This is a genomic window from Paenibacillus pectinilyticus (assembly GCF_001700435.1).
Lineage (GTDB): Bacteria > Bacillota > Bacilli > Paenibacillales > NBRC-103111 > Paenibacillus_E > Paenibacillus_E pectinilyticus.
Genome location: NZ_LYPC01000020.1, coordinates 125,678 through 144,674, shown reverse-complemented (window position 1 = coordinate 144,674; position 18,997 = coordinate 125,678). Strand labels below are relative to the sequence as shown.

Here is an 18,997-nt window from a genome sequence, read left to right as displayed (position 1 = left end):
GTAAGCGCTTATTACTATAGTTTATTTTTCTTTGATGGAAATGGTGTTAATCGTTACCTTTTCTTTCGGCTTACTTGGGGACGGATCCCCACCATTTGGATCTAATTCCACGGGTGTCTCGGCGATTTTCGTAATCGTAGCCATGCTGTCTGCAGTGACTTTTCCGAAAATGGTGTAGTTCGGTGTCTTATTCAAATTCGCACAATCTGCTCCTGAGCAAATGAAGAACTGACTGCCGTTCGTATTTGGACCCGCGTTCGCCATCGCCACTGTACCTGGTTCATACGTATGCGCCTTGCTTAGTTCATCTGCAAACTTATAACCAGGACCGCCTCTACCCGTTCCTTGTGGATCACCTGTTTGAATCATGAACGTTTTGATAATACGGTGGAAGGTCACATTGTTGTAAAAGCCCTCTTTGGACAAAAACACAAAGTTGTTTACAGTCTTCGGCGCATCTTTAGCGTAGAGATCAATCGTGAACGTCCCTTTGGACGTTGTAACCTCTGCTTGATACGTTTTGTTCGTATCGATCGTCATGTCAGGCGCTTTGCTCCACTGCTTGCCTGCTGCTGTGGACGCTGCAGGGGATGTCACTGGCGAAGCGCTTGGTGCCTTCGTGCTTGTGCTTGGCGATGATGTACCGCCATTCGTTTCCGTTCCTTTGTTCCCGCACGCGGATGCGATCAGGGTTAGAGTAAGTAAGCTTGCTGTTAGAAGCATTTTTGGTTTCATTTGCGAAGTAAACAGTTTCATGAGTCGGCCTCCAGATTGATTGATTTGATTTTTTTTGAAAATCAGCCGGTTTTCGGCGGGGAATTATATTTGTAACGCCCTTTTGGGGCGATACAGCTCGTCCACGCAAGGCAGATGTGGCTGTAAGGCCCTTTTGGGGCCTTACAGATCTCGCAGTGCAGAGCTGCGGCGGGGGTTCACCTTTGTAACGCCCTTTTGGGGCGTTACAGCTCGTCCACGCCAGGCAGATGTGACTGTAAGGCCCTTTTTGGGCCCTACAGATCTCGCGAAGCCCAGTTGCGGCGGTTTTTCGCCGCTGTAACGCCCTTTTGGGGCGTTACAGCGGCGAAAAACCGCCGGGCAGCTATGGCTGTAAGGCCCATTTAGGGCCTTACAGCGTCACCTCCCCTTAAGCCCCGTTCTTCGTCTTCTCTTCATCCGGCTTGTTGCTCGGCGACGGCGTAGGGCTTGGCTTCGTACTTGTTACAGGACTCGTTGCTGGACTAGGACTTGGGCTTGGCCCTGTTTCCGTGCCATTCCCCGGTTTGGTCGAAGGACTAGGTGATGAACCTGGTTTCCCGCTTGGTGTCGGCGAAGGCGGCGGACTAGTCCCCGTTCCCGGAGATGGTGATGGAGCACCCGAAGGTGACGGTGAAGGAAGGCCGCCATTCGGAAGTGTTTCATCTTTTGGCACGATAACAGTTGCTACATTCGATTGAACACCTGGGGCGTTCGTATCGGTTTGGACCGGAACGACATAATATTGATACGTTTCACCGCTGTTAATGCCAATATCATCCACTTGTACTTTTGGTGTTAGAATAATTAATTTTGCTTCAGCTTCAGTAGCACCTTTGCGATATAATTGGTAGCTCATTTTATCACCTAAAGAGCTCCAAGTAATTTTAACCGATTTGGATTCTGGTGCATATATCGCCATTAAATCCGTAATCCCTCCGCTTGGTGGTTCCGTCGCTTCCGGTACATTTGCTGGCTTCACAAAGCTGGTCATCGGCTTGCCATCTAGCGACTTCGACATAATCTCTTTGAAAATAGCCGCAGTGCCACCACTTCCAACCGTCACGTAGTGCTTTGAATCGACTTTATCAAAGCCTTCCCACACCGCTGCTGTCCATTCTGGTGTATACCCAACGAACCATACATCGCGATCATACTGCTCGATACCCTTAATATCTAACCCCGTGGAACCCGTCTTACCAGCGACAGGACGATTGAATTTCGCTCTAGTTCCTGTACCGCCCGTCTCAACAACCCCCTGCAGCAATTGGGTCATGTAATAGGACGTGAGAGGTTGCATAACCTGTTTCTTCTCAGGCTTGTATACCGCTACTTCTTTATCGTGCGCGTCCGTAATCCGAAGAATCGCATGGGCTTTATTGAGTGTTCCCTGATTCGCAAAAGCTGTATAAGCTCTAGCCATTTGTAATGGAGAAACACCATCCGTTAATCCCCCAAGTGCGATGGCTAAATTTTGATCCTTCTGTGCATTTAACGTAATACCTAATCTACTTGCAAATTCACGACCCGTCTGAACACCCATTTGACTTAACAACCAGACTGGCGCCAAGTTATACGAATGTTTGACTGCTTCAATCATCGACACTTGGCCGTGTGTTTGACGATCGTAGTTTTGCGGGGTATAGGTCCCGTTTCCAAAAGAGGTCTGCGTATCATCCAACAACGAGGTTGGCGTATATTTCCCGCTATCAAGCGCTGGCCCATAGACCGCTATAGGTTTAAAAGATGAACCTGGCTGTCTTTGTGAGTAGACGCGACTAAAACCTTTAGTCTTATAATCCCGACCGCCGATTAAAGCCATTAAACCGCCCGTCTTATTGTCCATAATAACCATGGAGCTCTGAATCTTCTGACCATCTGTTGCATCCTTCTGGAAAAAACTCGGATTAGCATACGTTTGCTCCATCGTTTTCTGAGCTTTGATGTTCATCGTTGTGTAGATTCGGTATCCTTTGGTCAATAACTCATCTTCTTCAATTCCATACATGTCTTCCGCTTCATTAACCACATAATCCACAAACGAAGCATAGTCCTTCGTCGTTTGGCTGGCAGAAGCAGGTGGCACGTAATCGACCGCAGCCGCTTCCGCACGCTCAGCCTCCGTAATATACCCTTGGTCAGCCATCAGCTTGAGCACGACAGCACGACGCTCTTTGGATAGGTCAGGATGTGCCAAAGGTGAATATCGAGAAGGTGCTTTCGGCAATGCCGCTAATGTGGCAATCTCCCAGACCTTCAGATCATTCAAATTGGATTTACCAAAGTAGATCTTCGCTGCTGCCTTAATGCCGTATGCATTACTGCCGAAGAAAATGCGATTTAAATATTTTTCCATTATTTCATCCTTTGTAAACCTCTCATCGAGGGCAAAGGCAATCGACATTTCCGTTCCTTTACGGAAGGCTGTTTTCTCAGAACTTAAAAATACGTTCTTCGCAAGCTGCTGCGTAATCGTACTTCCGCCTTCAACCGCACTCATATGCACAATATCAGTGACAAGCGCCCGTCCGATCGCTCTCAAATCAACACCAGAGTGCTCATTGAACCTACGATCCTCCGTTGCAATGAACGCTTGTTTCAAGCGCTCAGGAACGTCTTTGATATTCACGCTTTCGCGATTTTCACCTTTGTAAATCTTCGAAATCTCCGTAGCCGGTTTATCTTTCCCATCCTTATCTTTGCCTTCTTCTTGCGCATAAATAAGTGTGGACTCCGTTGTGTCATCAATTTTATCAATATTTGCATCCAAAATTTTGAAGCCGCTCATGATGACGATAATATATATCCCCATCGCACAGATCACGGCAATAATCGCAGCAATGATGGATCCCATGATCAGCTTGCGCCAGCTGAAGCCTTTCTTTTTGGGCCCCTTACTTTTGCCCGATTTACTGTCTTTCGACTTGGTTGGCGGTACAGTTTGCTTTCGAGTAGGTTTATCCAGATTCACTCAACTCCCTTACGTTTCATCTCTATGTAGAACCAGGAACAAACAAAACCAACAAAAGAACAACCTTTATGCAAGGTTGCTCCCGATAGTTTCTATTCGGTTAGACGTTCCAGTCCATTAAAAAGTTGCAAAACAATGCGACACACGATTGGCTTACTCCGTTGCTTCCGTAGCCGCCATTAACGAAACAGCACGTTGCGGTGTGAATGTGGAAATCGCATGCTTGTACACCATTTGTTGACGGCCTTCGCTGTCAATGATGATGGTGAAGTTGTCAAATGCACGAATAAGTCCTCTAATTTGAAACCCATTAGTCAAATATACGGTTACGGGAATGCTTTCTTTACGCAGTTGGTTTAGAAAATTGTCCTGAATATTAATGGATCGGTTCATCAGTATGTCCCCCTCAATGGAATGAAACTTTCGCCAGTTGGCGCTATTTTCTAATGGTGATATTTGTTAATTATATTCTATTTTATGTACAAACTTTCCTGCTAGTATATCACTAATCATTTCGAAATGGGCAGAAAAATTTGCTGCATCTGTAACATCGACCCAATCAATGTCTTTCATATGCCGAAACCAAGACAATTGACGCTTGGCAAAACGACGAGTATCCCGCTTAAGTAGAATGACCGCATCCTCAAAGCTGAGCTCATTCTCCAAGTAGCTGACAATCTCTTTGTACCCCAAGGCTTGCATGGAAATCGCCTGTTTGGGACAGCCAGCTGCCAACAACCCCTGCACTTCCTCAACTAATCCCTCCCCGATCATGGCATCGATGCGCTCTTCAATGCGCTGATACAGCAGCGCCCGATCCATCGTGAGTCCAATGATACATAGTTCGTAGGGAGATTCTTTTTTCTGGGAGGCCAGATGAGCTGTCATTGTTTCGCCAGACATATGATAAATTTCAAGTGCTCGTATCACACGACGCCGATCGTTCGCATGCAGCCGGTCTGCGCTCTCTGGGTCAATGTCCCGAAGCTTGCTATGCAGGGCTTCTTCCCCATGTGTATTCGCGAAGTCTTCTTGAGCCTGACGGAAAGCTTCATCCATGCTAACATCCGTAAATTGATAATCATAACAGACCGATTCGATATACAGCCCCGTACCGCCTACGATAAAAGGCAGCTTCCCACGCGCGTGAATATCATGGATCAATCCTTTCACACGCTCTTGAAACTCCGCTGCGGAAAACGGATACGATGGATCATGGATGTCGATCAGATGATGCGGAACGAGTTGTTGCTCCGCCTCGCTCGCTTTGGCGGTTCCAATGTCCATGCTCCGATACACTTGCATGGAGTCACCGGAAATAATTTCACAATTGTAGCGCTGGGCAATCTCCAAACTTAGCTTGGTTTTGCCAACAGCGGTAGGACCAAGTAGCACGAGTAATTTCGGCTTGGCTGATGGGGCTAACACAGTCGAATCACTCCATACGTTGTTTTCGTCGTTGATCGTAAAACATGCTCGAACCCGAGCCGGGCAAACTCTGAACTGTCTCTGTTCTCTTTGAGCACAATACTTTTGCGTGCAACGCGTTTGGCTTCTGCGATCGAAGCCAGACTTACAGCCTCATCGTTCGCCCGATGACGAAGCGGTGAAATCGCATGCGACTCTTCGATTGGGCTCCGAAACATCGGGTCAAAATACACCACATCCACACTTTGCGAAGCTAATTGCTGCAAAAAAGGGAGATGATGCGTCCGCTGCACCTCAATGCGCCGCATCGCGGCATTTAACTCAGGAATCTCCGATTCGTACGTCACTAAGCCTTCTTGAATCAGCATCGCTGGAATCTCTTCACTTTCCAGTGCCGTCACACGCCCTTTTGCGCCAACGACATAAGAAAACACAATCGCATCAGATGCAAGGCCTGCCGTACAATCGACAATGCTGTCACCTTCAGCTGCCCCTGAGGCTTCAATGAGCAAATCAGACTCTCCACGCTGCATACGTTTAACACGGACAAGCGACATGCTTGGATGGAAAAAAGTTGCAGGATGGTCTTCTTCATAGTACCTGATCTCATCTCTCGTCACAAGCAGAATGGCATTATCCTTATAATTTCTCCTAAGAAGTTCCAAAGAATACTTCTTGCGCGGCACGATTCTACCGCCATATTGAACCGATAGTCGTGCCGCCTCCTCCACCAGTTCCTTGGAGGGGTTATACGAAGTTGTCACTAACACGGGGTTACATCACTCGCTTAAACATTTTTTCTAACTCATAGGTTGTGAAGCTAACGACAATCGGTCTTCCATGCGGGCATGTATACGGATTTCGGCAGCTGGCAAGCCGATCAATTAGTGTTTCCATCTCCAGCATACCAAGGCTTTGATTCGCTTTGATGGATGCCTTACAGGAGCACATAATCGCGGCCTTCTCACGCAGCTTCGCAATATCTAACGCTTTACGATCGGAAATAATAAGTTCACACATTTCTTCTACGATGGATTTTTCCTCACCTGACGGAAACCAATGCGGGTGCGCTCGGACAAGGAACGTGTTGCCACCGAAAGCTTCCATAAAGACGCCTGCTTGTTCAAATAGCGCAAGCTTATCTGCAATTACACCGGCTTCAGACGGGGTAAATTCCAACGTGATCGGAACGAGCAATTCTTGGCTCGCCTCAGCAGGATTGCCAAAACGCTCATAATAATATTCATAATTAATGCGTTCGTGCGCGGCATGCTGATCAATGAGGTACAAGCCTGTTTCATTCTGAGCGATCAAATACGTGCCATGCATTTGTCCAATTGGATCCAATCTCGGGAACACAGGAAGCTTCGGTGAATCACTTTCCTCACTTGATGGCATTAGATCCATAAATGCTTCGTTGGTTCGACGCTGTTGTTGAATAGATGTCGTTCGATATGGCCCATTATTGGCAGAGCTGTAGCTTGAATTGGTTGATGTTGACTGGCGTGCGGGATAACCTGTTCCTGATGGCACATTACTTGTATAAGGTGCTGCAGATGCTGGTTGTTTACTAAGTGTGTCAAAATCATAAGAGGATGACGCTGATTGGCGATAAGTCGGACTAACCTCTTGAATCCGAGACGACGTTTCCTTATCTATACGTGCACTCTCGTTTGACACCTTAAAGTTATTCAACGAATTTAAGTCAGCAGAAATGTTAATATCAACAGGTGTAGGAATTACCTTCGATTCTGTCACTTCTTCCTTATGATCCTTGAAAAACTCCTCTTCCAGCTCCCCGGCGGGCGAGCGACGGGGCTCTCTTACAGGCTCTACTGTACGTGTCAGCTCAAGCTGCTCCTGCACAAAAGCACCCTTAGGCACAGACGGTTTGATCCCCTGCGGGATCAGCACCTGTCTGCCAAAAAGCCGCTTCACCTCGGCTTCGATCAATGCCGTTAACTCCGCTTCCTTGCTGAAGCGGACTTCAAGCTTAGATGGATGTACGTTCACATCCACCAAAGCCGGATCCATCCCGATGTGCAGCGCAGCCACGGGATAGCGGTTGATTGGCAGCAGGGTATGATACCCCTGCAGCAGCGCTTGATTCAGCGCGAAGTTACGCACATACCGACCATTCACGATGGTCGAGATGCCGCCGCGGTTCGCGCGGGTCATTTCGGGCTTGGCAACGAAGCCCGAGATAGTATAATCCAAGCTTTCCACTTGGAGAGGAAGCATTTGTTTGGCAATCGCTGTGCCATAGATGCCAGCGATGACCTGCAGGAGGTCGCCATTCCCCAACGTTTGGAGCAGCACATTTCCGTTATGCTTTAACGTAAAGGCAATACCTGGATGTGCCAGCGCGAGCCGATACAAGTAGTCAGAGATATGACCAAGCTCTGTCTGGATCGTTTTCATATATTTTAATCGAGCAGGTGTATTATAAAACAAATCTCGAACGGTAACTTCCGTGCCACGCGACGCCCCTGTTTCTTCAACGTTGCGAATCGTACCGCCTTCGATGGTGATTTTGCGCCCTAGACCATCGCTCGTCGCGCTTGTAACACATTCCAAACGGGAGACAGAAGCAATACTGGGCAAAGCCTCACCCCGGAAACCAAGCGTTCGGATCGAAAACAGATCTTTACTGGTTGCGATTTTACTTGTCGCATGACGCTGGAAAGCTAACTCACAATCCTCCAGGGCCATCCCAGAGCCGTTATCAGCAACTCGAATCAGGGTCAGACCGCCTTCTTCAATCGTCACATCAACGCGTGTGCTCCCTGCATCAACTGAGTTCTCTACCAGCTCTTTCACGACCGATGAAGGTCGTTCAACAACTTCACCTGCTGCAATTTGGTTTGCAATATGCTCGCTTAAGAGCTGAATTTTACCCATCGATTAGTTCCCCTTTGTACCCTGGATTGAAAGCGTCTCTCCGTGATCAGTCACCTTCAGCTGTGAGAAATAATTATCGAAAAGATCAACATTCACATAACTTGTGCCATCCTCAAGAATCAACTGATCATCTTGTACTGGAAAAGCATGTGTATTTCCTTTGGCATCCGAGATATCAACTGTATGGTTTGCCTCGTTCCAAGTAATATTTGCCCCGATTAACGCCGCTAATCCACGTGTGGACGCAAACCATTTGCCATCTTGACGGAAGCTTCCGAAGCCATAGCCTAGATCAACGCCGTTGAACGTGGCGCCATGTTTGGAGATTTCCACATCGATATCGGCAATTCCCGTCTCGTGTAAAGCGGTAATCAATTGCGCTGCTGCTCCGTCTACTTTAATGTCAGGTGTAATACCGACTTTATTCACTTTGCGTTTAAGCGGAGTTAAATATTCTTGAATGGTGACTTTCAACGCATTGTTATTATCCAAATTAAATAATTGCTGTACGCTGCCTTTACCAAATGTTTGCATGCCAATCACTTTCGCCACTTGATAATCTTGCAAGGCGCCTGAGAGCACTTCAGAAGCACTAGCGCTATTTTCATTGGCTAAAATATAAACGGGCACGTTCAGTGTCGTTCCACCTGAAATCATAACAGGCTCATCCACGCCATTCCGATCTCTCGTATGAATCAGAACGCCATCTTTAACAAAATGTTTGGCAATGTTCTGCGCAGTATCCACTAGCCCGCCTGGATTGTTTCGAACATCAAGGATTAAAGATTTCAAGCCTTTGGCTTGAAGGGCCTTCAACTGCGTGTCAAAATCCTCATCAGCATCGCTGGAAAACTCCGTAATTTGAATATAGCCCACGCCATTTGCGAACGAATGGCTATAAGTTTCAGGTACATTGACTCCAGCACGCGTCACTTCAACTGTTAACTCTTTATCTCCGCGGAGCACTGTAATCTTTACTTTGGAACCTGCTACTCCAATAATCTTGTTTCGCACGTCATCCACATTCGTCTTTGAAGCAGGTACGCCGTCAATTGCGCGAACATAATCATCTTGCTTCAGGCCAGCAGCTTCTGCTGGAGATCCTGCAAAAATCTCCCCCAAATAAACCCCTTGATCATCGATCCCAATGCGAGCGCCCATGCCCACGTAGTTATTCTCAAGCGAGCTGGAGAACTGACCATATTGTTCTTGGCTAAAAAAGACCGTGTACGGATCCTTCAAACCTGCGATCATCTGTTGGATGCTTTGATTCGCCAGCGCGGCTTCAGTAACACCGCTCACATGGAGCTTGCCAATAATTTCACGAACTTGCTGTGTGGCCAAATCCTCTTGTGCCATGGCACTGACTGGCATAGCAACCACTAGCGCAGTTGCAAGAGCTAGTGTAGCTTTCATTGCCTTTGTAGACATACGATTAACTTTCATAGGTGTATCTCCATTCCATTAAGATCTATTGATCGAGCAATGACTGGCGTTTTAAAAAATAAAACCGTGGTGCACATCGCTTATTGAAGCTTTTGCTTCCACTCATAGACTAAGTTAAGCGCCTGTAGCGGCGTCATATTAATTAAGTCAATGCCCTTCAACTGATCAAGGACCAGTTGCGACTTGACGTCGTGCTTCTTCTTGACGACGACTTCGGCCGGCTTGTCCTCTTCGAAGAGGGACAACTGGCGGACCGGTACTGCTACTGGCTCGGCGGCAGATGGGATGGTGACGACGGCCAGCGGAGCTTCGGCAGCGACAGCGGCATGCGGTGTACCCGCCGCAGCCCGCTCTTCAAACCCATTCAGCAGCGCATACGAGCGCTGAATGATCGTATCGGGCAGCCCGGCGATTTCGGCACAATAGATGCCGTAACTGGTGCTTGCTGCCCCAGGGATAAGCTTACGCAGGAAGGTTACCTGCCTGCCGCTCTCTTTCACGGCCATGCAGTGATTGCGCAGATGGCCGAGGCTTTCTTCCAGATGCGCGAGCTCATGGAAATGTGTTGAGACAAGCGTCTTGCAGCCGATTTGGTCGTGCAGGAACTCAATGACGGCTTGCGCAATCGCCATCCCTTCACCTGTCGAGGTGCCGCGTCCCAGCTCATCAATGATGACAAGGCTTCGACTCGTCGCCTTCTCCGTCATGACCTGGATGTCCATCATCTCGACCATGAACGTACTCTGACCGCCGATGAGGTCATCGGCCGCCCCGATCCGCGTGAAGATCCGGTCGGTGACCGGGATGCGCGCGGAGCTGGCAGGGACGAAGCAGCCGATCTGCGCCATCAGGCAGATCACGGCAACTTGCCGCATATACGTGCTCTTACCGGCCATATTCGGCCCGGTAATGAGCAAGATGCGGCCCTGCTCTTGCAAGAGGCTCGTCGCGTTCGCGATGAACGAGCCGTCTTGAATGACGGCCTCTACCACCGGGTGACGGCCGTCTACGATCTCAAGATCGAAGCCCTCGCCGATCTCCGGCTTGCGGAAATGCTGCGCTGCACTGACGGCTGCCAGCGATTGGTACACATCGGCGGTGGCAATAACCTCCGCCAGCTTTTGCAATCTGGAGATATGCTTGGAAATCCGGTCGCGAAGCTCCGTAAATAGTTCATACTCCAGATCAACCATTTTATCCTGCGCTTCCAGAATGAGCGCTTCTTTCTCTTTGAGCTCCGGCGTGACATAGCGCTCTGCATTAGCGAGCGTTTGCTTGCGCTCGTAGCGACCTTCTTGCAGCGCCGACATGTTCGCTTTCGTCACTTCAATAAAGTAACCGAACACTTTGTTGTAGCCGATTTTGAGCGACTTAATCCCTGTCGCCTCGCGCTCTTGACGCTCGAGCTCAGCGATCCACTGCTTGCCATTTTTGCTCGCTTCGCGAAGTTGGTCCAAATAAGGCTGATAGCCTTCACGAATCATCCCGCCGTCCCGAATCGAGACAGGAGGCTCGTCCTCAATCGCGTTCGCGATCCAAGACATCACGTCGTCGCAGACGTCCATATTTTCAACAAGTTTACGCAAGGTTTCAGAACCTGAGGCGGCACACAACTGTTGCAACATCGGGACTTGCTGTAAGGAATGCTTGAGTGCGATCATATCGCGGGCATTCGCATTGCCATAGGAAATACGAGCAACTAAACGCTCCAGATCATAAACTTCCTTCAATGCTTGCTTCACATCTTCACGTACAATCAGCTGATTATAGAGCAAGTTGACGGCCTCTAAACGTTCTTCAATCCGCGTGACATTCATCAGCGGCTTCTCAATCCAACGGCGAAGCATCCGTGCACCCATGGCCGTGACTGTTTTATCCAAAAGCCATAGAAGCGAACCCTTCTTGGCCCGTTCACGAACCGTTTCAACTAATTCTAGATTACGGCGCGTGAAAGGATCCATCGTCATGAATTGATCAGGCTCATAGATACGAATATGCTTGACATGAGTGAGTGCTCTCTTTTGTGTTTCCTTCAAATAAGCAAGCAAAGAAGCTACACCTTGTCGACTAATGCTAGACAATGTCGGCAGGGCTGCGTCTTCAGCAAAATGCTCATCTAGAAGCCTTTCATCCGCATGCGTCCATTCCGTCAGCACCATATTGCGGCCCCAAGCAGCGCCTGACTCACGAATTGTGGTAAGTAAGGCCGGATTGGTAACAATTTCTGAAGGATTATAGACGTTCAATTCATCAACAACAAGCTCCCAAGCATGCGGTAATTGCGTTGTATACAACTCACCGGTTGAGATATCACAAGCTGTGAACGCATAGCCGTCGGTTTGTTCGACCAAGGAGACGATGTAATTGTTGACCGATTCCCCAAGGAGTTTGCTGTCCATGACGGTCCCAGGTGTGACGATCCGCACGATTTCACGTCGTACAACACCTTTGGCCTCAGCTGGATCTTCTACCTGTTCACAAATGGCGACTTTGTACCCTTTTTCAATCAAACGGGACATATAGTTGTCAGCAGCATGATGCGGGACACCACACATTGGAATTTTCTCTTCACCGCCGCCTTCACGGCCTGTCAATGTAATTTCTAATTCACGTGATGCATTGATCGCATCCTCGAAGAACATTTCATAAAAATCCCCTAGCCGAAAAAATAAAAAAGCATCGGGTACCTGTGCCTTCACGGCTAAGTACTGCTGAATCATCGGCGTATATGTAGCCAACTTGTGTTCCTCCAACCTATTCCAAATATATGAATTGCCAAGTCTATGAATCTACCATTCTTTCTAACATGAAAGAGCAACCAGACAGAAACATCTTGCTTCCTGTAAGTGAATTTGGAGTTTCACAAACAGGAAGCAAAATGAACGCTTATAGAGCTTGCGTCAAGTAACTTTTTGGTTGCATTTCATGAGGATAACCTTTGAAAATGATAAGTCTATTGATCATCTATTATAACATGATTTCTTCGTCAAAAGCTTCTTTACGTGCAGCGGGTGCAATTTTCCAAGCGATTCGGATATCCGCCATCTCATTCCAAGGTTCTCCAGTCGCGATTCGCAAACGCAAGCGTTCCAGATCAGCCTTATGAACTTCATAGCCTTTCAACATCTCCAAATCCTTCCAAAGCTTCGCTACTTCCTCCTGGAGTCTAAACTTATCTCCATGGTAGTAAGCTGCTTGAATATCTGGTTCTTGCAGCGGCTGCCGCGGTAACTGCCAGTAGTTGTTCACGATGAGCGCAGCTAAAGTAAAGACGCCTTTCGTAATTTCCGGCGTAGTTAACCAACTCGGCAGTGTGCGATATTCGAACCCTCCATGCGACTTCTTGCGGAAGTCTCCTAAGAAGCCATACCGCGGGCGGCGACTGCGGGTCGATTCATCCTCGATCATCACGAGCGGTAACGCGAGATAAGCATCCAGCGCGCGCAGCAAATGGCTATTCATCCAGCAGCGGCTAAAATGGATATGACCACCCAGCGGATAGCCTTTGACAGGCATGCCGCCGGATAGCCATGCAAGGCTCTCGTCATGAATTTTCCGCGCAGCCAGCCCCATCGTCCTTCGCACATGTTTGGCGAGCTGCAAGGGCTCCACACTCGGCTGCGGACGCAGCTCAGCGAGCGGTAGAATCACGCGATGCCCGCTCAGCACGATCGCATCGCAGCCAACAGCGCCAGACCGCATGAGGAAGCGATCGGCGAAGACCACCTTGCCCTGCGGGTTCATCAGCAGGAACTCGGGATCGCAGCCAAGCATCGCCCGCTCTTTACGTTCCAGCTCTTTGGCAAGCGAGTGATCATAGAGATCCATCGCTTGTGCAAAGAGCTGTGTCAGTCGCGCGTTGAGCTTAGGAACCGGGTCCACATCCAAGACGAGCGTTTGCCCGTTTGGGGTAATCCCGATGGTCACAAGCCCATAATCTAAGCCCAGTGCGTAGATTGCTTTGACCGATTCACGGCTGGCCCTGCGTACATGGAAGTTAATTTGCGAGGGCTGCACTTCTATGTACGCACCGTTGACATTGAACTGCCTCTGATGCTGTAAGGATTTCTCCGAAAGCAAGACCGTCTCCTTTTTCTCATAAACAAGAAGGGTTTGCAGATGAAAGACAGCGACTTTATATTTTTGCATAAAAATCGGACGATCTTGACTCCCCTTAGCTGTAGAGAGTTGTGATGTCATTGTCTTTATTCCGCTAAGCTGAAGTATCGCTTCTCGTTTCCGACGATGCTGAGCTCTTATGATCGCCTTAACAGGCTGCAGAGCGGCAAACTGCGGTAATTCCTGATGTGCAGCTCCCCAATGGATCACGACTTGCCCGCTCCAAGTATCGGGAACTTCGGTTCCATGAGGGATATGAGTTCGTTCCGCCAATTCCATCGCTTCTTTTTCCCCTGCGTGCAGGAAGAAGGTTACCATTTGTAACACCCCCTCATCTCGCTCACTGTGAAGCATTCCATCGTTATGCTTATCCCGTATGCCCAAATATGTGGATACAACAAAAAAGAGGGCAAATGCCCTCTGCCGAACCTCTTTCGCCCGCATACACTGGGGGTATAAGATTCCTTAATCTAATTCATCTTCGAGCAGTTCGGCGTCCAGATCCTCAAAATCGCCCTCGCCACTGTCATCGAAATCCACGTGCTTGTCGTCGAAGTCATTGCAGCCGTTGGAGCAAACGACTACACAGACTTTCGTTTCGGCGATGAGCTCGACTTGAAACTCGCGCTCTACCCGAATAATGACGCTGTCGCCGCTTGATGAGATGCTAGCCTCCACGCAATTTGGCTCTTGCGTTGCGACAGCGGATACTTCTGCTGTCGTCGACTTATGTTTTTTGTCTAAGTAACTTAGTCCAACGATTTCTACATAAGAGACAGTTTCTTTTGCTACGTCTGTTTTGGTGTTACGATCGTAAGAATACCAGATGTTGATATCGTACGTACCAACAACCTCTACGCCCTCTCCAGAGTGGACAGCTTCGAATTGGTTATTAATAATCCAAGCGCCCAAAATACTGGTTGGAGAATAAGGCGGAGTCACGGTATGGCTTACATGAGAAAATTTGCGACCTTTACCGCAGACAGCTTTTGTAATGATCTCTCTGCATTGCAAATCTTTATCTAATGACATCCTTTCAACCTCCTCCATACAATCATTCATTACAAGTGTATGCAGGACAGTAGTCTAGAGTGACAATTATTTTTATACTTTTTTATTTTATTAATATACTTATATCTGTCAGAGTCAACCCGCTTCAGTACGTTGCTTTTTTTGCTTTTTAGCAATGGCCAAATACTGCATTAACTCTCTGTTTAGCTGTAAAATCGCTGATCTGACTTCGAATTCTTCACGTGTCGCAGGTAATGCCATTCCCTTATACCGGATATCCAGCTCTTGCAACTCTTTCTCTGCATCACCCGTATAATAGTCTTCCTTCACAGTTTGACTAATATCTTCGAAGATCGCAGCGACCCATTTCCCTTGGGGTAAAGACTGGTACACTTGCGCGACGAGATCAATCATCCGATGAATCGATTCAAGCTGCTCGCCCCTCATATAGAAATAGACACGCCAATATGGATCTCCCCTAAAAAGTAAGGTATTCTCCATAGAACGCTTGGCTAATCTAGCTCCATTTTCAATCTCTTCACTGACTTCAAGCAGCTCTTTGCCATCCCAAATGACGGTATTATCGCGAAGATGCTTGGCTATGTTGATGAAAATGTCTGAGAATAAACTTTCAATTCTTTGCTTATGCCGGGTAAGCGAGGCATCTGCTTTCGGCATATAAGCAATGTTGATTACGGTTGCGGAACCTAATCCGACCAGGAGTAAAATCAATTCATTCAGCACGGAGGCCCATGACGCCGATTCATAGGCATAGAGATGCAGCATCACAACTGCACCCGTTACGGCTCCTTCAGTAATTCGCAATCGAACCAATACGGGAAACACGATCAAAATAAATGCACTGACGACCCAAATATGAAAACCTAATACATTAAATAAGACCGAACCGATGAACAAAGCAAGAATTGATGATGCGATACGGTGCAAAGAGCTTTCGATTCCTTTTCTCTTCGTCACTTCAATGCCTAGAATAGCAAGAAGACCCGCAGCCGCTGGCGTTTTCACCCCTAAAATATACGCAAGATACATAGCAATTATGACCGCAACGGCCGTTTTGAGCACACGAAAGCCCATAGCAATTCCACCTCTAACAGGTTTTTCTATGGGCTCATTATTTCATTTTGAGAAAGCTGTGGCAAGCTTTAATGCATTTCATCGATGTTTCGTTAGTTTCTTCTCTAGCTTGGCTACAAGCTGATACATCACGGTCGCAACAAGCGCAATGACGAACAGGGTCGATATCACCAAGGTGAAATTAAAGACTTGAAAGCCATATATGATTAAGTAGCCCAGCCCCTTCTGGGATACTAGAAATTCGCCAACGATGACGCCGATCCAGGCCAACCCTACATTTACTTTTAGTGTAGAAACGATGGTTGGGAATGAAGCGGGCAGAATCGCTTTGAGAAATATGGTTCGCTGATTGCCTCCGAATAGCTTTACAACCTTCACATAGTTGGGATCTACTTCTTTAAAACTACCGTACACGACTAGGGTCGTAATAATGACGGTGATGGATAGCGTCGTGGCAATGATGGACAACAAACCAGGCCCAAACCCTACGATAAATAGCGGTCCGAGCGCGACCTTCGGCATACTGTTGATAACGACAATATAGGGATCCAGCACGCGTGAGAGGAAAGGTGACCACCAGATGACGACTGCCAACGCGGTTCCTAGCAATGTGCCCAAGAGGAAGCCAATCATCGTTTCTTCAACCGTAACAGCCACATGCGGTAGAAGAGTTCCGTCGAGCAGCTTCACCCATAGGAGATGAAATACCTTGGTGGGATAGCTAAAAAGCAGCACATCAATCCATTTCAACCTCGCCGCAAGTTCCCATAAAGATAAAAAGAGGAGCAAGATAGCAAGCTGCAGCAATCGTACCCATTTGGTTTCTCGCTTCAGTGCTTGGAGGTAGCGTTGATGGACCTCTGCCTTGAGCTGATCATTCGCCTGGTCAATTAGGAGCGGGTGATCCGTGTGCTTACTGTGGTTACTCATGCGGCGTCCCTCCAAACTCCTGCCATATTTGCCTAAAAAGGAGATGAAATTCAGGCAATTCTCTCGCTTCAAATGGAACAGCTGCACGGATTGCTTCAGGAATTTCAAAGGATTGACGAATTCGGCCCGGATTCGGCGCCAAAACAAGAATTCGATCACTCATCGCAATCGCTTCTGAGATATCATGCGTAACGAGAATGGCTGTTTTCCCTTTCGCACGTAAGGTTTCCACGACTAAGTCCTCTAATTGCAGCTTCGTCTGGTAGTCGAGTGCCGAAAAGGGTTCATCTAATAGCAACAGTTCAGGTTCCATGGCCAACGTACGAACGAGCGCAACACGCTGACGCATTCCCCCTGAAAGTTGAGCGGGATAATAATCTCGGAAGGCGAGCAGCCCCATTTCCTCGAGCAAATGAAGTGCTCCTTGCCGCTTTTCTTCGGTCAACTCGCCAGCAATTTCCAATCCCATGCAGGCATTATCTGCAATCGTGCGCCACGGAAATAAATAATCTTGCTGCAACATATATCCTACCTTAGATGAGGGCCCTTGCACGAGATGATCCGCCACGGTTACTTGACCAGACGTTGATGGAATGAGCCCCGCGATGATGGACAGGAGTGTTGTTTTGCCACAACCGCTAGGGCCGATTAGGCTGACGAATTCGCCCTTTGGGACGTCAAACGTAATGCCCTGCAGAGCAAGGGTTGCTCGCTCCTCTGTTACGTAAACCTGCGTTACATTCTCAAGCCGAACAGCCTTTTCCATGTCGTCTAGCCTCCTTTAGCCCATCCTCTTGGGGCTTTAAATCCCAAGTAGGTTTATGGTTTCACTGTGGATTTGGCTTTCTCCGCATAAGAATTGTTAACAAGCTTGCTCCATGCGACCTTTTCTTTCAATTCACCCGCAGATGTCATGACATCGAGCAAATTGTTCCACTCGGCTTCATCCACAATGCCATCTGTTGCAAAGGAGCCTTGATCTTTGTAGCGTTTCACGACATTTTTCACAATCGCAACATCGATGTCTTTAAAATATGGCAGTACCGCGTCCGTAATTTCATCTTTGCTTTTGGAAGCTACCCATAGCTGCGCACGTTGGATCGCGTTCGTAAACTTCTGAATCGTGTTCGGATTCGATTTCATAAAGCTTTGCTTCGCCATAAATACCGTATAAGGCAAATGCCCGCTCTCCACGCCAAATGATGCAAGTACGAAGCCTTTCCCCTCTTGCTCAACGATGGAAGCTTGTGGCTCAAAAAGCTGTACATACTCGCCAGTTCCTGACGAATAAGCCGCCACGATATTGGCAAAATCAATGTTCTGAATCAACTGCAAATCCTTCTGCGGATCAATGTTGTGCTTCTTCAAGGTGAACTCGCCGGCCATTTGCGGCATACCGCCTTTGCGTTGTCCAAGGAAGATGGAGCCCTTCAAGGCATTCCAATCGAACGTATCTACTTTTTTACGAGCGACTAAGAACGTGCCGTCTGTTTGGGTAAGCTGATCAAAATTGATAACCGGATCGTCCGATCCTTGCTGTGACACATAAATGGATGTTTCTGAACCAACTAACGCCAAATCAATCGCATTGGACAGCAGCGCTGTCATGGTCTTGTCGCCGCCTGGTGTCGTCGTCAGTTCCACGTCGAGCCCTTCGTCTTTGAAAAAACCTTGCGATAACGCCACATATTGCGGTGCATAGAACAAGGAACGTGTTACCTCACCAATGCGCACTTTCGTTGTTTCTTCCTTCTTGGTACCGCAAGCTGTAGTCATAAGACTGAGCAGCAGAATGGCGGATACAGCGATCCCCCATCTTTTTCGATTGTTCATAGGACGTCCCTCCGATTCAAATAGTACTGTATCGTATGCAGGAGCCCAGACGTCGGTTAATCGTTCTTCCAGATTTATGGTTCAGGATGATAAAATTTGGGATTAATGACGAAATTGTGTGTGTCTTTGTGCTTCTTCACAAAGGCACAGTGGGTGGATGGGCCGGGGAGGAGGTACCTAAAGACGGGGAGCGGGAGATAGGCTTGGGTTCCGAGCCTATGGCGAGGGACTGGCTAGGTTTGGCTCGGGTTCCGAGCCTATGGCGAGGGGCCGGCTAGGTTTGGCTCGGGTTCCGAGCCTATGGCGAGGGACTGGCTAGGTTTGGCTCGGGTTCCGAGCCTATGGCGAGGGACTGGCTAGGTTTGGCTTGGGTTCCGAGCCTATGGCGAGGGGCCAGCTAGGTTTGGCTCGGGTTCCGAGCCTATGGCGAGGGACTGGCCAGGTTTGGTTCGGGTTCCGAGCCTATGGCGAGGGGCCAGCTAGGTTTGGCTCGGGTTCCGAGCCTATGGC

At 48.2% G+C, this 18,997-nt stretch carries 14 protein-coding genes; all 14 read right to left on the bottom strand.

What is annotated here, in order from left to right:
* Window positions 1-21: 21 nt before the first annotated feature.
* Window positions 22-756 (bottom strand): peptidylprolyl isomerase, encoded by a 735-nt coding sequence (locus A8709_RS14485; protein WP_244163192.1) that lies wholly within the window; start codon window positions 754-756, stop codon window positions 22-24.
* Window positions 757-1,144: 388 nt separating this feature from the next.
* Window positions 1,145-3,724: a transglycosylase domain-containing protein gene (locus A8709_RS14480; protein ID WP_065853078.1), complete on the bottom strand. Its 2,580-nt coding sequence runs from the start codon at window positions 3,722-3,724 to the stop codon at window positions 1,145-1,147.
* Window positions 3,725-3,877: 153 nt separating this feature from the next.
* Window positions 3,878-4,117, bottom strand: coding sequence for an RNA chaperone Hfq (hfq, locus tag A8709_RS14475; RefSeq protein ID WP_028554442.1), 240 nt, complete (start codon window positions 4,115-4,117; stop codon window positions 3,878-3,880).
* Window positions 4,118-4,183: 66 nt separating this feature from the next.
* The gene (miaA, locus tag A8709_RS14470) at window positions 4,184-5,152 is read right to left on the bottom strand and encodes a tRNA (adenosine(37)-N6)-dimethylallyltransferase MiaA (RefSeq protein WP_065853077.1); all 969 of its coding nucleotides are present in this window, start codon (window positions 5,150-5,152) and stop codon (window positions 4,184-4,186) included.
* Window positions 5,146-5,922: a class I SAM-dependent methyltransferase gene (locus A8709_RS14465; RefSeq protein WP_065853076.1), complete on the bottom strand. Its 777-nt coding sequence runs from the start codon at window positions 5,920-5,922 to the stop codon at window positions 5,146-5,148. Before A8709_RS14465 ends, miaA begins: the two co-directional genes overlap by 7 nt.
* A gap of 4 nt (window positions 5,923-5,926) precedes the next feature.
* Window positions 5,927-8,053, bottom strand: a complete 2,127-nt coding sequence (gene mutL, locus A8709_RS14460) for a DNA mismatch repair endonuclease MutL (protein WP_065853075.1) — start codon at window positions 8,051-8,053, stop codon at window positions 5,927-5,929.
* A gap of 3 nt (window positions 8,054-8,056) precedes the next feature.
* On the bottom strand, window positions 8,057-9,499 hold the full coding sequence (locus A8709_RS14455) for a S41 family peptidase (protein ID WP_065853074.1): 1,443 nt from the start codon (window positions 9,497-9,499) through the stop codon (window positions 8,057-8,059).
* Window positions 9,500-9,579: 80 nt separating this feature from the next.
* Window positions 9,580-12,237: a DNA mismatch repair protein MutS gene (gene mutS, locus A8709_RS14450; protein WP_084224933.1), complete on the bottom strand. Its 2,658-nt coding sequence runs from the start codon at window positions 12,235-12,237 to the stop codon at window positions 9,580-9,582.
* Between the two features lie 229 nt (window positions 12,238-12,466).
* Window positions 12,467-13,936 carry a putative amidoligase domain-containing protein gene (locus A8709_RS14445; protein ID WP_065853073.1) on the bottom strand — a complete coding sequence of 490 codons (1,470 nt, stop codon included), beginning with the start codon at window positions 13,934-13,936 and terminating at the stop codon, window positions 12,467-12,469.
* Between the two features lie 147 nt (window positions 13,937-14,083).
* Window positions 14,084-14,650 carry an outer spore coat protein CotE gene (locus tag A8709_RS14440; RefSeq protein WP_065853072.1) on the bottom strand — a complete coding sequence of 189 codons (567 nt, stop codon included), beginning with the start codon at window positions 14,648-14,650 and terminating at the stop codon, window positions 14,084-14,086.
* 114 nt (window positions 14,651-14,764) lie between these two features.
* Entirely contained in the window at window positions 14,765-15,724 is a 960-nt protein-coding gene (locus A8709_RS14435) for an aromatic acid exporter family protein (protein ID WP_065853071.1), read from the bottom strand.
* 78 nt (window positions 15,725-15,802) lie between these two features.
* Complete coding sequence (locus A8709_RS14430; protein ID WP_065853070.1) at window positions 15,803-16,654, bottom strand: ABC transporter permease; 852 nt, start codon at window positions 16,652-16,654, stop codon at window positions 15,803-15,805.
* Window positions 16,647-17,420: an ABC transporter ATP-binding protein gene (locus tag A8709_RS14425; protein ID WP_065853069.1), complete on the bottom strand. Its 774-nt coding sequence runs from the start codon at window positions 17,418-17,420 to the stop codon at window positions 16,647-16,649. The genes A8709_RS14430 and A8709_RS14425 overlap by 8 nt, the downstream gene beginning before the upstream one ends.
* A gap of 53 nt (window positions 17,421-17,473) precedes the next feature.
* The gene (locus tag A8709_RS14420) at window positions 17,474-18,487 is read right to left on the bottom strand and encodes an ABC transporter substrate-binding protein (RefSeq protein ID WP_065853068.1); all 1,014 of its coding nucleotides are present in this window, start codon (window positions 18,485-18,487) and stop codon (window positions 17,474-17,476) included.
* Window positions 18,488-18,997 lie beyond the last annotated feature (510 nt).

Excerpts from the sequence above, each read along its gene's own strand:
- A8709_RS14485 (WP_244163192.1), bottom strand. The coding sequence starts at position 756 with ATGAAACTGTTTACTTCGCAAATGAAACCAAAAATGCTTCTAACAGCA.
- hfq (WP_028554442.1), bottom strand. The coding sequence starts at position 4,117 with ATGAACCGATCCATTAATATTCAGGACAATTTTCTAAACCAACTGCGT.
- mutL (WP_065853075.1), bottom strand. The coding sequence starts at position 8,053 with ATGGGTAAAATTCAGCTCTTAAGCGAGCATATTGCAAACCAAATTGCA.
- A8709_RS14455 (WP_065853074.1), bottom strand. The coding sequence starts at position 9,499 with ATGAAAGTTAATCGTATGTCTACAAAGGCAATGAAAGCTACACTAGCT.
- A8709_RS14445 (WP_065853073.1), bottom strand. The coding sequence starts at position 13,936 with ATGGTAACCTTCTTCCTGCACGCAGGGGAAAAAGAAGCGATGGAATTG.
- A8709_RS14440 (WP_065853072.1), bottom strand. The coding sequence starts at position 14,650 with ATGTCATTAGATAAAGATTTGCAATGCAGAGAGATCATTACAAAAGCT.
- A8709_RS14435 (WP_065853071.1), bottom strand. The coding sequence starts at position 15,724 with ATGGGCTTTCGTGTGCTCAAAACGGCCGTTGCGGTCATAATTGCTATG.
- A8709_RS14430 (WP_065853070.1), bottom strand. The coding sequence starts at position 16,654 with ATGAGTAACCACAGTAAGCACACGGATCACCCGCTCCTAATTGACCAG.
- A8709_RS14425 (WP_065853069.1), bottom strand. The coding sequence starts at position 17,420 with ATGGAAAAGGCTGTTCGGCTTGAGAATGTAACGCAGGTTTACGTAACA.
- A8709_RS14420 (WP_065853068.1), bottom strand. The coding sequence starts at position 18,487 with ATGAACAATCGAAAAAGATGGGGGATCGCTGTATCCGCCATTCTGCTG.